The organism is Natronomonas sp. (genome assembly GCF_028274965.1).
In the GTDB taxonomy this organism is placed as follows: Archaea; Halobacteriota; Halobacteria; order Halobacteriales; family Haloarculaceae; genus Natronomonas.
The window spans coordinates 1-14,340 of record NZ_JAQCNO010000011.1; the positions used below are offsets into that span (position 1 = coordinate 1).

Here is a 14,340-nt window from a genome sequence, read left to right on the forward strand (position 1 = left end):
CGCGACGCCGGCGTCGACGGGGTCGAGTCGTCGGTCCGCGACATCGTCTCCCGCGTCCGCTCGGAGGGCGACGCCGCGCTGCGGTCGTTCGCGAGCGAGTTCGACGACGTCGAGATCGGCAACATCGACGTCACCGACGAGGCCGAACGGGCCTACGAAACCGTCGATCCCGACGTCCGGGAGGCGATCGAGGCGGCGGCCGAAAACGTGCGAGCCTTCCACGAGCGACAGGTCCCCGAGGACTGGCGCGAGCGCTTCGAGGGCCGGGAACTCGGGCGGCGCTACCGACCCATCGAGCGCGTCGGCGTCTACGCCCCCGGCGGCACGGCGAGTTACCCCTCGAGCGTTCTCATGGGCGTGATCCCGGCGACGGTCGCCGGCGTCGAACACGTCGCCGTGTCCACGCCGCCCGCCGAGGACCTTCCGCCGGCGACGCTCGCCGCGGCCCATGTCGCCGGCGCGGACGCCGTCTACCAATCGGGCGGCGCGCAGGCGATCGCCGCCCTCGCGTACGGAACGGAGACCGTCTCGGCCGTCGAGAAGATCGTCGGCCCCGGGAACAGGTGGGTGACGGCCGCGAAGGCCGGGGTTCGCGGCGACGTCGAGATCGACTTTCTCGCCGGGCCCTCGGAGCTGCTCGTCGTCTGTGACGACACCGCCGACCCGGAGTTGGTCGCCGCGGACATGCTCGCCCAGGCCGAACACGACCCGAACGCCTCCGTCGTCTGCGTGACCGACGACGAGCCGACCGCCGAGGCCGTCGCCGAGGCCTGCGAGAGACAGACCGCGGCCCGCGAGCGCTCCGAGGTGATCGAGGCCGCGCTCGGGACCGACGCCTCCGGGGTCCTCCTTGCGCGGTCGATGCCCGAGGCGGTCCTCTTCGCCGAGGAGTACGCCGCCGAGCACCTCTCGATCGTCACCGACGACGACGAGGCCGTCCTCGATCGGATCGACTCCGCCGGCAGCGTCTTTCTCGGCGCGGCTTCGCCCGTCGCCGCCGGCGACTACGCTTCCGGCCCGAACCACGTCCTCCCAACCGGGGGGCTCGCGAAGGTCGTCGGCGGGCTCTCGGTCGATCACTTCCTCCGCTCGACGACCGTCCAGAAACTCGACGAGGACTCCCTCGGGGCGCTGCGTGAAACGGTCACCACGCTCGCCCGCGCCGAGGGCCTCGAGGCCCACGCCGAAAGCGTCGAGAAGCGCTTCGAGTGACCCCGAGGGCGTCGATTTAAGACGCCGCCGGCCGAGGGGCTCTCTATGACGTACGAGACCATCGAGTGCACCCGCGAGGACGGCGTCGGCCGCGTCGTCTTCGATCGCCCCGACGCGCACAACAGCATCAACCGGACGATGAGCGAGGAGCTCTCGAGTGCGGCCCAGGAACTCGCAAGCGACGACGCCGTCCGGTGTATCGCGCTGAGCGCCAACGGCCCGACGTTCAATACGGGCGCGGACCTGACGATGCTTTCGGGCGACGGGAGCGACGAGGCGACGATCCGGGGCGTCGCGAGCGGCCTCCACGAGTTCGTGAGCCAACTCGTCCACGCGCCGAAACCCGTCGTCACGGCCGTCGACGGCGTCGCCGCCGGCGGCGGCCTCGGCCCGGCGATCTGCGGCGACATCGTGCTCGCCGGCGAGTCCGCCCGCTTCGAGTTCGCGTACCCCCGGATCGGGTTCTCCGGGGACGGCGGATCGACGTACCTCCTCCCCCGGCTGGTCGGAACCCGAACGGCCCAGGAGATCGCGTTCAGGGACGAACCGATCGGCGCCGAACGAGCCGAGGCCATCGGGCTGGTGACAGAGGCGGTCCCGGAGGGCCTCGACGAGCGCTTTGACGCCGAAGCCGAACGGCTCGCCGCCGGCCCGACGAAGGGGTACGCGGAGACGAAGCGGCTGCTCGCAAAGAGCCTCGATACCCCCCTCGACGCGCAACTCGCAGACGAGGGAGCGACCATCGCTCGCCTCACGAAAACCGAGGACTTCGCCCGCGGACACGCGGCGTTCGGGACCGACGAGACGCCGGAGTTCACCGGCGAGTAGCGACACGGCCGCTCTCGTGTTCGTATGCCTCGGGCGTCCGCGCTCGAACGGACGCTCCAGCCGATCCGGGCGGTCGCCCCGAACCGGAACGTTCGAGCCGCTCCGTCCGCGACATCCGGTATGCGGTTTCTGCTCGCGACCGACTCCGTCCACACGACCGCCGCGGCCTGTGATTACCTCGAACCGCGACTCGGCCCGGACGACACCGTGGTCGTCGTCGCCGTCCCCGCGTCCGGCTCCGACGCCGCCCGCGACGCCGCCGACGCGTCGAACGTTGCGACCGCCCGGCTCGTCGGGTCGGCGACGGTCGAGACCGAACGGCCAGACCCCGGCGGCGACCCCTCTGAGGCCGCCCTCGCCGCGGCGAGAGCGCGCGATCCGGACGTGATCCTCACCGGCCCCGGAGTCGGCGCCGTCGGGTCCGGATCGACGATCGGGGCGGTGACCGAGTCGCTCCTCGCGGGAAGCGACGTCCCGGTCGTCGTCGTTCCGCGCCCGGAGTGACGCCGTCCGCGAGGATTGAAATATCCGGTCGCCGAAGCGGTCCGCATGGAACTGCTCGTCCTGCGCGAAGGCGTTCACGGACTGTCACCGGCCTCGTACGCCGAGAAGCTCCGCGACAGACTCGACGGTCACGCGGTCGAGTACGCCCCGACGCCGGCCGACGAGCGGGCGAAGATCGCGACCGCAGACGTCGTCACCGGCCTCTCGATCGATCCCGCCGGCCTTGAGGCGGCCGACGGCCTCCGGCTGTTCGCGTGTGCGTACGCGGGGACCGACCACCTCCCGCTTGCAGAACTCGCCGAACGGGGGGTCGCCGTGACGAACGCCGCCGGCGTCCACACGGCCAGCGCCGCCGAACACGCCGTCGGGGCGATCCTCGCCATCCGGCGCGAACTCGACGCGGCGGCGCGGGCCGACCACTGGGAGCCGGCCACGCCGATGGAGCTTTCAGGGTCGACGGTCACCATCGTCGGTCTGGGCGCGATCGGCGAGGGGATCGCCTCCCGGCTTGAGCCCTTCGACGTGACGACGCTCGGCATCAGGCGCACCCCCGAATCCGGCGGCCCGACCGACGAGGTGCTCGGGCCGGAGCGCCTCCACGACGCGCTCGCCCGAAGCGAGTTCGTGGTGCTCTGTTGTCCGTTGACCGACGAGACACGCGGCCTCATCGGCGCGGCCGAGATCTCGACGCTCCCGCCGGACGCGGTGATCGTCAACGTCGCCCGCGGCGAGGTGATCGACACGGAGGCGCTGCTCTCGGGGCTCCGCCGGGGCGCGGTCGGCGGGGCGGCACTCGACGTGACCGACCCCGAACCGCTCCCGGACGACCACCCCTTCTGGAGCCTCGACAACGTGCTCGTGACCCCGCACTCCGCCGGCGCGACGCCCGCGTACTACGACCGCCTCGCCGATATCGTCGCCGACAACGTTGCTCGGCTCGGCTCCGGTCGCGAACTCCGGAACCGCGTCCGGACCGGCGACGACTGAGTGTCCGACGCCGACGGGCGGAGCCGAGCGCGCTACCGTACCGTAGAGTTACTCGAGCGCCTCGACCAACTCGACGACGTGGCCGTCGGGGTCTTTGATGAACGCCGTCCGGGCGCCGGCCGCGGGCTGGTCGCCCGGCTCGTCGCGGACGCCGTGGTTTTCGATCTCCTCGAAAGCGCTGTCGACGTCGTCGACGAGCACGGCGACGTGATCGAACAGATCGCCGGGGTCGGCGGGCGATGCGCCCTCGGTGTCGGACAACTGGAGTTCGACGCCGTTTCCGTCGGCCACGTACCGGTTGACCGTCTCGCCGTCCGGGGTCTCGAAGCCCCACGACTCCTCGAATCCGAGCTGTTCGGTGTACCACTCGACCGACCGATCGACGTCCGAGACGTTCAGACAGGTGTGGAGAAACTCCATACCGCCATTGGGGACGCGGTATCGGATAACGACGGCGGTTCGGCGCCGCCGGGCCGCCCGCAGGGTCCGAGAGCGTTTTCAGGACCGCCGCCGAACGACGCCCGTGTTCTCGCCATGATCGGCGCTCTCGTCGCTCCGTTCGGACCGGCCCCCCGACGCACCGCCTCGAACGGAGGGAACGGCCGGTGACGCGGCTCCGCAACGTCGGCCTGTTCGTCGCCCTCTCGGCGCTTTGGGGGTTTTCCTTTCCCGCGATCAGCGCCGGCCTCGACTCGATCCCGCCGCTTCTGTTCGCGGCGTTCCGGTACGACTTCGGGGGGGCGTTGCTGCTCGGGTACCTCGTCGTTCGCGGCGCCGAGTGGCGGCCGAAAACCAACAGCGACTGGATCGCGATCGTGGTCGCCGGGGCCTTCTTCATCGCCGGCAACAGCCTCCTCTTCGTCGGCCAACAGACAGTCCCCGGCGGCGTCGCGTCGATCCTCTATGGGCTCATCCCGATTCTCACGGCCGGCTTTGCGGCTCTTTTGCTCCCGAGCGAGCCGATCACGACGCGGCGGCTCGTCGGCGTCGCGCTCGGCTTTTTCGGCGTCGCTGTCATCGCCCGACCGGACCCCTCAAACGTCGCCGCCGCCGAGGTCGTCGGGATCGGGTTCATCATCGTCGCCGGGGCGAGCGTCGCGCTCGGGAGCGTCCTCCTCCGGCGTCTCTCCCCGACGCTCGGAATCAGCGTGCTGACCGCCTGGGCGATGCTCGTCGGCGGGGGGATGCTTCACGCCGGGAGCTTCGCGATCGGCGAGCGCTTCGGCGACATCACCCCGACGCTCGTCGGCGTCGCCTCGGTGCTGTACCTCGCGGTCCTCGCAAGCGCCGTCGCGTACGTGATCTACTTCGTCCTCCTGCGGGAGTTCGGGCCGCTGGAGATAAACCTCGTCTCCTACGTCGTCCCGGTCTTCGGCACCGTCGGCGGGATCGCCCTCCTCGGCGAGGAGCTCTCGACGGCGATGGTGCTTGGGTTCGTCCTCATCTCCGGGGGGTTCGTCGTCATAAAGGGTCGCACCATCGCCGCCGAACTCACACAGTGGGCCTGAGCGGGCGATCCACGCCCGTGCCCGCCGGAGCGGCCGGCGCCGCTACTGGAACCCGATCCGGCCGCCGCCCTGCTTGCGGCCGTCCGGCGTCCCGCCGCGGAACTGCTCTTCGACCTGCTCGTAGTAGTCGCTGATCTCGTCGGTGATCGTCGGCCGGACGGACTCGAGGGCCCGCCGGAAGTGCCGCATCTGGACCTCCTCGGCGCCGTCGTCCTCGCGGAGCGCCTCGATGGCGGCCTCGCGGGCGACCGACTCGAGGTCCGAGCCGACGTACCCGTCGGTCAGCTCCGCGAGCTCCCGCAGGCTCACGTCCGGCGACAGCGGCGTGTCGCCGGTGTGGATCCGGAGGATCTGCTCGCGGCCCTCGGCGTCCGGCTCGCCGATCATCACGAGCCGGTCGAACCGCCCCGAGCGGATCAGTGCCGGATCGATCATGTCCGGTCGGTTCGTAGCGCCGATGACCATCACGTCCTCCATGTCCTCGAGCCCGTCGAGCTCGGTCAGCAGCTGGTTGACGACGCGCTCGGAGACGTTCGATCCGGTGTCGGACCCCCGGCCGGGCGCGAGGCTGTCGAGCTCGTCGAAGAAGACGACCGTCGGCGAGACCTGTTTTGCCTTCCGGAACGTCTGCCGGATGGCCTTCTCGCTCTCGCCGACCCACTTCGAGAGCAACTGCGGGCCGCGGACCGAGATGAAGTTCGCGTTCGTCTCGTTCGCAACGGCCTTCGCCATCAGGGTCTTGCCGGTACCGGGCGGCCCGTAGAGCAACACCCCTGCGGGGGGCGAGATGCCCATGCGCTCGAACTTCTCCGGCGAGCTCATCGGCCACTCGACCGACTCCTTGACCTGCTCTTTGGGGTCCGGCAGCCCGCCGACGTCGTCCCAGGAGACCTTCGGCAACTCGACGAGGACCTCCCGCATGGCCGAGGGGCTGACCTCGTTTAACGCCCCCCGGAAGTCCGTCCGCTTGATTATCATCCGGTCGATGAGACTCGGCGGGATGTCCTCCTCGTCGAGGTCGATCTCCGGGAGATAGCGCCGCAGGGCCTTCATCGCGGCCTCCTTCGTCAGGCTCTCGATGTCCGCGCCGACGAAGCCGTGGGTCTCGTCGGCCATGCTGTTGAGGCTCACGTCGTCGGCCAGCGGCATCCCCCGCGTGTGGATCTGGAGGATCTCCTTGCGCCCCGTCTCGTCCGGGACGCCGATCTCGATCTCGCGGTCGAACCTGCCCGGCCGACGCAGGGCGGGATCGACCGAATCGACCCGGTTCGTCGCGCCGATGACGACGACCTGCCCGCGGGACTCCAGGCCGTCCATCATCGTCAGCAGCTGTGCGACGACGCGGCGCTCGACCTCGCCGGTGACGTCCTCGCGTTTCGGCGCGATCGAGTCGAGCTCGTCGATGAAGATGATCGAGGGCGACTCCTCGGTCGCGTCCTCGAATATCTCCCGGAGCTGCTGTTCGGACTCGCCGTAGTACTTCGAGATGATCTCCGGGCCAGCGATCGAGAAGAAACTCGCCGACGTCTCGTTTGCGACCGCCTTGGCGAGAAGCGTCTTACCGGTGCCCGGCGGCCCGTGTAACAGCACCCCCTGCGGTGGCTCGATGCCGAGCTTCTTGAATATCTGGGGGTGTTTCATCGGGAGCTCGACCATCTCCCTGACGCGCTGGATCTCGTTTTGCAGGCCGCCGATGTCCTCGTAGGTGATCCCGCCGCCGGTCTTCTCGAAGCCCGAGATGGGCTCCTCGCGGAGTTCGACCTCGGTGTCCTCGGTGATGAGACAGACGCCGTCGGGATCGGTCTCGACGGCGATGAGCGGGATCGCCTGCCCCGGCGAACGCATGAACGGGTGGTTCGTCGAGCTCATTACGGGGACGATGTCGCGCTCGACGACGGGTCGCTTGAGTATCTGGCGTTTGACCATGCCGGCGGCGTCCGAACCGAACTGGACCGAGGCCTCCTCCGGCGGGGCGAGCACGAGCCGGTCGGCCTTCGTCGCCTCGGCCTTTCTGATCGTCACCCGTTCGCCGATCCCGACGTCGGCGTTCTGTCTCGTGAACCCGTCGATGCGGACGGTGTCGGTGTTCCAGTCCTGGCGGTCGGCGCGCCAGACCTTCGCCGCGGTCGTGTCCGCGCCCTCGATCTCGATGATGTCGCCGGGGGACAACTTGAGATGAAGGAGCGTGTCGGGGTCGAGGCGTGCAATCCCCCGCCCGGAATCGTTCGGGTAGGCCTTCGCGACCTCGAGTTGGACCTCGTTCATTCTGTTGTGTGTTCTGAGGCCCGCCCGGAGATATGCTTTTTGTTCCCACCGGTCGTTCCCCCGCGTCCCCGCGGCTCGGTCCCCGGAGGCGTCGGTCCGCTCCGCGGGCGTCAAGCGCCCACCGCCGAACGACCCGCGTCGAGCCGTCTCACCGATCCGAACGCGGGGTGCCGCGCGCCCCGGAGGCCGGACTCCGACATTGTTTTGCCCGTCCGGTCGGTATCAGCGTTCGAATGATAGAGCGGTTGGCGAGACAGTTGCGAAAGGAAGAACGCGACCTCTTGGTGTTGGAAACGGTCCTCCGTCGCCACCCGATCGGGACCGACCGGATCGCCGACGCGACCGGCATCGACGAGCACAAGACTCGGTACTCCCTCCGGATGCTCGAAAACGACGGGCTCGTCGAGCCGACCGACGACGGCGCCGTTCCCGCACCCGACATCGCCGACCGCCTCGAGGAGATAAACGGCGGACTGGACGCGCTCATCGATCGGATCAACGAACTCAAACTGATCGCCCCCGAGTGAGCGCCCCGCCCGCCGGACCGCGTCCGCGCCGAACCGCAACACTCGAGACGCTCCAGCCGAACAGGTCGGTATGTCCCTTTCCGACCGCAACGTCGACGTCCCCGGGTGGGCCGTGGGCGTGTTGCTCCTGTCGGGGACCGTCTCCGTCGCCGGGCTGACGGACTATCTGCTGACGAACGCCGGGTACGGGATCCTCGGAACCGCTGTCTGGGGGCTCTGCTATGCGACCGCCCTCGCCGTCATCTGGATCGTCTGGCTGCAGGACATCGAACTCATCGGCCCCGAGAACGGGTGAGACGAGCGCGCGAAGCGACGGACCGCCCAGCGGCGCGCTCGGCGAGGCGTCCCCCGATCCCGTGTCGGCGCCGGTCGCATCACGACGCGTCGTCTCCGCTTTTCGTTTCGTTTTCGCTTTCGCTCCCTTCCTCGCCCTCCGGATCGAGGAACCTCTCGGGGGAGATCCGCGACAGCCGCATCGCGTTTGCCGTCACGCCGAGGCTCATGCCCATGTCGCCGACGAGCACGGCGACGGCGACGCTGACGTAGCCGAACGGGACGCCGACGGCGAGCACCGTCTTCACGCCGAGGCTGGCCCAGATGCTCTGCCTGATGACGCTGTTCGCGTCGCGTGCGAGCGCGTACAGGTACGGCACCTTCCCGAGACCGTCGCCCATCAGCGCGATGTCCGCCGTCTCGATCGCCGCGTCGCTCCCGGCGGCACCCATCGCGACCCCGACGGTGGCGCTCGCGAGCGCCGGGGCGTCGTTGATGCCGTCGCCGACCATCGCGACGTCGCCGTGTTCGGCCCGCAGTTCAGCCACCGCCTCGACCTTCTCGTCGGGCAGCAGTCCGGCGCGGTGGGCGTCAACTCCGAGTTCCTCGGCGACGGCTCGGGCGGTCCCCTCGTTGTCGCCGGTGAGCATCACGATCGGCCCGACGCCGAGTTCGCGGAGCTCCGCGATCGCGCGCTTCGCCTCCGGCCGGATCTCGTCGGCGATCCCGATCGCGCCGAGCACGCGTTCGTCCGTCCAGACGAGCACGACCGTCTTGCCCTCCCGCTGTAGCCGCCGGACCGTCACGTCGATGGCGTCGCGTTCGACGGCGCGTTCGGCATCGCGCTCGGCGGTGCGCCCGACCCCGCCGTCGGTGAGAGCCTCGCCGCCGGGCCCGTCCGTCTCCGCGAAAAACGCCGGGTTTCCGGCGTAGTACACCGTTCCGTCGACGCTCGCCCGGACGCCCCTGCCGGAGACGGTTTCGAACGCCGAGACCTCCGGCGTCTCCACGCCGCGTCCCCGGGCCCGATCGAGGACGGCCTCCGCGATCGGGTGTTCGCTCCGCCGCTCGAGCGCGCCCGCGTACCGGAGCACCTCGGTCTCGGAGGCGCCGCCGGCCGGGACGACGTCCGTCACCGCGAGTTCCCCCTTGGTCAGCGTCCCCGTCTTGTCGAACGCCACCGCGTCGACCTCGCCCATCGCCTCGAGGTGCCTGCCGCCCTTTATCAGGACGCCGTTGCGCGCCGCGGCGGTGACACCCGAGGCGACGCTGACCGGCGTCGAGATGACGAACGCGCAGGGGCACGCGATCACCAAAAGCGTCAGCCCGCGGACGAACCACGTCCGCCAGCCGCCGACGAAGGCGTGGCTGTACCCCGCGACCGAGACCGTCACGGTGGTGTCGATCACGAGCGGCGGGACGACCGCGGTCGCCACCGCGAGCGCGACCACGACCGGCGTGTAGTACCCCGCAAAGCGGTCGACGAACTGCTCTCTGTCCGTCCGTTTCGATCGGGCGTCCCGGACGAGATCGACGATCCGCGAGAGCGTCGAGTCCCCCTCGACGCTCGTCGCCTCGAGTTCGAGGTACCCCGCCTCGTTGATCGTGCCGGCGTACACCTCGTCGCCGACCGCCTTGTCGACGGGGACGCTTTCGCCGGTGATCGCCGACTGGTCGACGGCGCTCTCGCCGTCACGGACGACCCCGTCGACGGGGATCTTCTCGCCCGGTCTGACCGCCACGGTGTCGCCGATCTCCACGTCGCCGACCGGCACGGTCGCCTCCTCGCCGCCGCGGACGACCGTCGCCTCCTCGGGCGCCAGCGCGATCAACTCCCGGAGCGAGTCGCGGGTCCGGTCCATCGCGTACCGCTCGAGGAGTTCGGCGACGCTGAACAGGACGGCGAGCGTCGCGGCCTCGACGAACAGCCCGACCGCCATCGCGGCGACGATGGCCGCCCCCATCAGCAGGTCGATATCGAGACTCCGGTTTCGCGCCGAGTAGTACCCGCTCCGGACGACCGCGACCCCGCTCGCCGCGGCGGCGAGGACGAAGGCCGCGTCCGAGGCGCTGAGAGCGCCCAGCGGCGTCGAGACGACCGTCGGGTTCCACCCGAGGACGAACTCGAAGGTCAACCCGACGAGCACGAGAAGGCCCCCGATCCACGTCCGGATCGCCCGCTCGCTCGTCCAGACCTCCGCCGGCGGGGCGATCTCGCCGCGCCCCTCCGCCGTCTCCCCCGTCTCCGACCCCGATCCAGCCCCCGCTCCCGCCGTGTCCTCCGACGCGCGACCCCGAACGGCGTATCCGGCTCCCTCGATCGCCGCGGCGACGTCGCCCTCCCCGATGCGGGCGGGGTCGTAGGTCACGATCGCCGTCCCCTCGATCGGCCGGAGGTCGGTCCCGAGGACCCCCTCAACCCGCTCGAGACTCGCCTCGACCTTGCCGGCACAGGACGGGCAGTCCATCTTGGGAACCGAAAGCGAGAGGACGGACCCGTCCGGCCGCTCCGCGCCGCCGTCTCCTCCGGCCGAGTGGCGTGTCATCGCCCTTATCTACGTGGCAGGGACACATACGCTTTGTTCGGATCGGGGTCGGCTGCCGGCGGCCGCCGGCTCCTCGCAAACGGCGGGCTGCCGCCCCGGGACTGAGCGACGGCACGGCGGCGTCAGCGCCTGCGGTCGGCGTTCGCGCTTTCGCCGTCTCCGTCTCCGTCTTCGTTCGCCTCGACGATGTCCCCGTACCGGGCGCCGGTCTGTTTCAGCGTCTCCGTCGAGTAGAGCCGCTCGTGGTCGACGGGGAGGTACTCCGAGCCGAGTTCGTCGATCTTCGCGTCGACGGCGGCCCGATCGCGGCCGTGGATCATCGTAAACAGATTGTACGGCCAGCCCTGCTCGGGCCGCCGCGGGCGGTGGTAACACAGCGTCACGTAGGGAAGCCCGCCGACGGTCTCGCCGCGCGCATCGAGGTCCGCGTCGGGGACGTCCCAGACGACCATGCAGTTCGAGTCGAACCCGGTCACGACGTGGTTGACGACGCACCCGACGCGCTTGATACACCCCTCTTCGAGCAGCCGTTCGACCGAGTCGACGACCGCTCCGACCGGCGCGTCGACCGCCGCCGCGACATCGGCGTAGGGGGTCTCCGAGAGCGGGAACCCCTCCTGGATCTCGAGGACGACCCGACGGTCGAGCGCGGAGAGATCGGCCGCCGCCGTCTCGGAGATCCGCGTCGCGTCGACGCCGGCCGACGCCGCCGACTCGCGGGCGAACCGGTCCCCGTTGACGACGGGGAACTCGAGGTCGATGTAGAAGTCAGTCAGCATCGGTAACACCAGGACCCGACAGCCGGTCTCGGCCTCGATCTCCGAGACGATCGCGTCGCGTTTCCGCAGGGACCCGGCGGTGACCACGAACCACATGTTCCACTCGTGGTCGCGGCGGTAGTTGTGGTTCACCTGGCGGTAGCCGTTGATCGCGTCGGCGATCTCGTCGAAGCGATCGGGCGGGGCGCGGACGGCGGCGAGCGTCGAGGCCCCGATCACCGGGGGGTTGAGAACCGCCCCGAACCGCCGGAAGACCCCCTGCTCGCGGAGCCGTTCGATGCGCGCGAGGGCCTCGCTCTCGCCGACGCCGAGGTCGTCCCCGACCCGCCGAAACGGGCGCGTCTCGATCGGGAACCCGGACTGGTAGCCGTCGATGAGCGCCGCGTCGACGTCGTCGATCCCGGCCCGCCAGTCGTCCTCGGAGGTGGGCGTACTCATTGGCTCCGGTACGGTCCCGAGGGTTTAGGCTCCATCGGATCCCGCAGTCGAGACGCCCGCGCCGCTCCGGACGCTGCGGCCCACTGTGCTCCGGGACCGAGGACGTTTTTGTGCCGGGGGCCCGAATAGTGGGTATGGCACAGACCGCTACACCGTACGGCGAGTGGCCGTTGAAACGGCTGATGACGGAGGTCGTCGGCTCGGGGCACAAGTCCGCCGACGACATGACGCGCGAACAGGCCGCCGAGGCCTTCCGACGGATCCTCGGAGGCGAGCCAGACCGGACGACGCTCGGGGCCTTCTGGCTCGCGAACCGCTGGAAGCGGAACACGCCCGAGGAGCTCGCGGCGTACGTCGACGAGATGGCCGACGTCGTCGAGACGGCCGCGCCGGCGTGTGATCCGGTCGATTGCGGGGCGAACTACGACGGCAAGGGCCGCTCGGCCCTCCTGGGGGTCGCCTCGGGTCTCGTCGCCGCTGCGGCCGGGACGCCGGTCGTCGCTCACTCCGGGGACCGCGTTCCGACGCAGAAACAGGACGCCTACAAGCACGTTCTCGACGAACTCGGCGTCCGGACCGACCTCGCGCCCGCCGAGTCGGCCGACATGACCGACGACGTCGGCTTCGGGTTCTACTACCAGCCGAACTTCGCCCCGGCGATCGTCGAACTCTCCGATCGGCGCGACCGGATGGGCGTCCGGACGTTCATGAACACGATCGAGACGCTCGCGAACCCCGCTGGGGCCTCCGTCCACCTCGGATCGTTCTATCATCTCCCGTACGCAAAACGGATCATCGACACGTTCGGGCGCTCGGAGACGGCCGACGTCGACCGGGTTGTCATGTTCCAGGGCCTCGAGGGGTACGACGACGTCCGCCCGGGATCGACGAAGGTCGCGGTCTGGGACCGTGGCGGGGAGATCGACGACTTCGACATCGAGACCCCCGAGTACGGGATGGACTTCGACAGCGAGGACCTCGCGGTCGACGACGTCGCCGCCGACTCCGCGGCGATCACCGAGGCGGTCCTCGAGGGCCGCCGCGAGGACCGTTTCGCCGACGCGATCGCGGTCAACGCGGCGCTGCGGATCTACGCCGGCGGCGACGCCGAAAGCATCGCCGCGGGGCTCGACGCCGCCGAGGCGGCCATCGACTCCGGCGAGGCGGCCGATCGTCTCGACGCCCTGCGGGAGTTTTAACCCCTTCGGTCCGCCGTCCCCGTCCCGGCGCGTGGGAACCGCCCGCCCTGATTAAGCCGACGTTGGGCCTACCGGCGGACGATGACCCACAACCACACCCGACGCCGGTTCCTGGCTGCCGCCGGCGCGACCGGCGCGGCGACGCTTGCGGGCTGTCTGTTCGGGGCCGACGCCGACACGGACGAGAGCCCCGACTCCGAGTCGAACAGCGGCGACGAAACCGCCTCTGGCTCCGATTCCGCCGACTCGGAGCCAGAGCCGGTCCCCAACGAGGAACTGACCGATCACCCCTGGACGTCGCCGCCGACGGTGGTCGAGGTGAAAGACGGTGCGCGTCATACGATCCGGTCGATCCCCTCACGGCACGCCGTCGTCGAGGAGCGCGCCGAAGGCGGTCCGATAACGCTCCCGGAGGTGTGGGCCTGGCAGGTCGACGACAACGACCCGAGCGTCCCGGGGCCGGTCCTCCGGGTCGAGGAGGGCTCGGAGTTCGAGATCGAACTCGCAAACACCGAGGATGTCCGACCCCACACGTTCCACGCCCACGCCCTCGAGAAGGACTGGATGGACGACGGCACGCCGGCGACGACCGGCATACAGGTCGGCCCCGACGAGTCACACGTGTACTCGCTCACCGCGAACACGACCGGGACCCACGTCTATCACTGTCACTACCAGACCCAAAACCACCTCGCGCTCGGGATGTACGGGATCCTCCGGGTCGATCCGACCGACTACGAGCCCCCCGATAAGGAGTTCTTCCTCACGCTGAAAGACTGGGACTCCGAGTTGTCCCGGCTGGTCGCCGGCGCGGAGGACGCCCGGTACAGCCACCGGGAGCGCAACCCCGACATGTTCACGATCAACGGCCGGTCCGGCCCGACGAGTTACCACCCCGAGACCGGCTCCCCGCTGATCGTCGAGGCGGGCGACACCGTCCGTGTCCACCTCTCGAACAACGGGTACGAGGCCCACCCGATCCACCTGCACAACCACCGCTATCGGGTCGTCGAGAAGGACGGCGGCCGGATCCCCGACGCCGCCAGACACGACGAGGACGTGACGAGCGTCTCGCCCGCACAGCGGAAGACGATCGAGTTCGAGGCCGACGCTGACCCCGGCATCTACCTCATGCACTGCCACAAGGTCAACCACGTCATGAACGGGAACACCTACCCCGGCGGCATGATCGTGCCGCTCGTCTACGAGTCGGTGATGGACACCCCGCAGTTCGCATCGGCGATGGAAAAAGCCGGCTTCGAGGGGTAGCCACC

Annotated in this window: 13 protein-coding genes; 9 read left to right on the forward strand and 4 right to left on the reverse strand. The window is 69.9% G+C overall.

The features are described 5' to 3' along the window. The 4 genes from hisD to Q0916_RS01540 all read left to right on the forward strand — a co-directional run. On the forward strand, positions 1-1,212 hold a 1,212-nt coding region (gene hisD, locus Q0916_RS01525; protein ID WP_299233407.1), incomplete at its 5' end, for a histidinol dehydrogenase. A gap of 45 nt (positions 1,213-1,257) precedes the next feature. Next, positions 1,258-2,040 carry an enoyl-CoA hydratase/isomerase family protein gene (locus tag Q0916_RS01530; protein WP_299233410.1) on the forward strand — a complete coding sequence of 261 codons (783 nt, stop codon included), beginning with the start codon at positions 1,258-1,260 and terminating at the stop codon, positions 2,038-2,040. 120 nt (positions 2,041-2,160) lie between these two features. Continuing rightward, entirely contained in the window at positions 2,161-2,544 is a 384-nt protein-coding gene (locus Q0916_RS01535; RefSeq protein WP_299233412.1) for a universal stress protein, read from the forward strand. 45 nt (positions 2,545-2,589) lie between these two features. After that, positions 2,590-3,531: a D-2-hydroxyacid dehydrogenase gene (locus Q0916_RS01540; RefSeq protein WP_299233415.1), complete on the forward strand. Its 942-nt coding sequence runs from the start codon at positions 2,590-2,592 to the stop codon at positions 3,529-3,531. A 48-nt stretch (positions 3,532-3,579) separates the two neighbouring features. Here Q0916_RS01540 and Q0916_RS01545 read toward each other — a convergent pair whose 3' ends face one another. Further along, complete coding sequence (locus tag Q0916_RS01545) at positions 3,580-3,951, reverse strand: VOC family protein (protein ID WP_299233418.1); 372 nt, start codon at positions 3,949-3,951, stop codon at positions 3,580-3,582. Positions 3,952-4,136: 185 nt separating this feature from the next. Here Q0916_RS01545 and Q0916_RS01550 point away from each other — a divergent pair, with 185 nt between their 5' ends. After that, on the forward strand, positions 4,137-5,039 hold the full coding sequence (locus Q0916_RS01550) for a DMT family transporter (protein ID WP_299233421.1): 903 nt from the start codon (positions 4,137-4,139) through the stop codon (positions 5,037-5,039). 42 nt (positions 5,040-5,081) lie between these two features. Here Q0916_RS01550 and Q0916_RS01555 read toward each other — a convergent pair whose 3' ends face one another. Next, positions 5,082-7,304, reverse strand: a complete 2,223-nt coding sequence (locus Q0916_RS01555; protein WP_299233424.1) for a CDC48 family AAA ATPase — start codon at positions 7,302-7,304, stop codon at positions 5,082-5,084. Positions 7,305-7,537: 233 nt separating this feature from the next. Here Q0916_RS01555 and Q0916_RS01560 point away from each other — a divergent pair, with 233 nt between their 5' ends. Further along, positions 7,538-7,831 carry a hypothetical protein gene (locus Q0916_RS01560; protein WP_299233427.1) on the forward strand — a complete coding sequence of 98 codons (294 nt, stop codon included), beginning with the start codon at positions 7,538-7,540 and terminating at the stop codon, positions 7,829-7,831. A 70-nt stretch (positions 7,832-7,901) separates the two neighbouring features. Further along, positions 7,902-8,126 (forward strand): hypothetical protein, encoded by a 225-nt coding sequence (locus tag Q0916_RS01565; RefSeq protein WP_299233430.1) that lies wholly within the window; start codon positions 7,902-7,904, stop codon positions 8,124-8,126. Positions 8,127-8,205: 79 nt separating this feature from the next. Here Q0916_RS01565 and Q0916_RS01570 read toward each other — a convergent pair whose 3' ends face one another. Both Q0916_RS01570 and Q0916_RS01575 read right to left on the reverse strand, forming a co-directional pair. After that, complete coding sequence (locus tag Q0916_RS01570; protein ID WP_299233433.1) at positions 8,206-10,650, reverse strand: heavy metal translocating P-type ATPase; 2,445 nt, start codon at positions 10,648-10,650, stop codon at positions 8,206-8,208. Positions 10,651-10,772: 122 nt separating this feature from the next. Beyond that, entirely contained in the window at positions 10,773-11,867 is a 1,095-nt protein-coding gene (locus tag Q0916_RS01575) for an Lrp/AsnC family transcriptional regulator (RefSeq protein WP_299233436.1), read from the reverse strand. A 134-nt stretch (positions 11,868-12,001) separates the two neighbouring features. Here Q0916_RS01575 and Q0916_RS01580 point away from each other — a divergent pair, with 134 nt between their 5' ends. Beyond that, positions 12,002-13,066, forward strand: coding sequence for an anthranilate phosphoribosyltransferase (locus Q0916_RS01580; protein WP_299233437.1), 1,065 nt, complete (start codon positions 12,002-12,004; stop codon positions 13,064-13,066). Positions 13,067-13,147: 81 nt separating this feature from the next. After that, positions 13,148-14,335 (forward strand): multicopper oxidase domain-containing protein, encoded by a 1,188-nt coding sequence (locus Q0916_RS01585; protein ID WP_299233438.1) that lies wholly within the window; start codon positions 13,148-13,150, stop codon positions 14,333-14,335. Positions 14,336-14,340 lie beyond the last annotated feature (5 nt).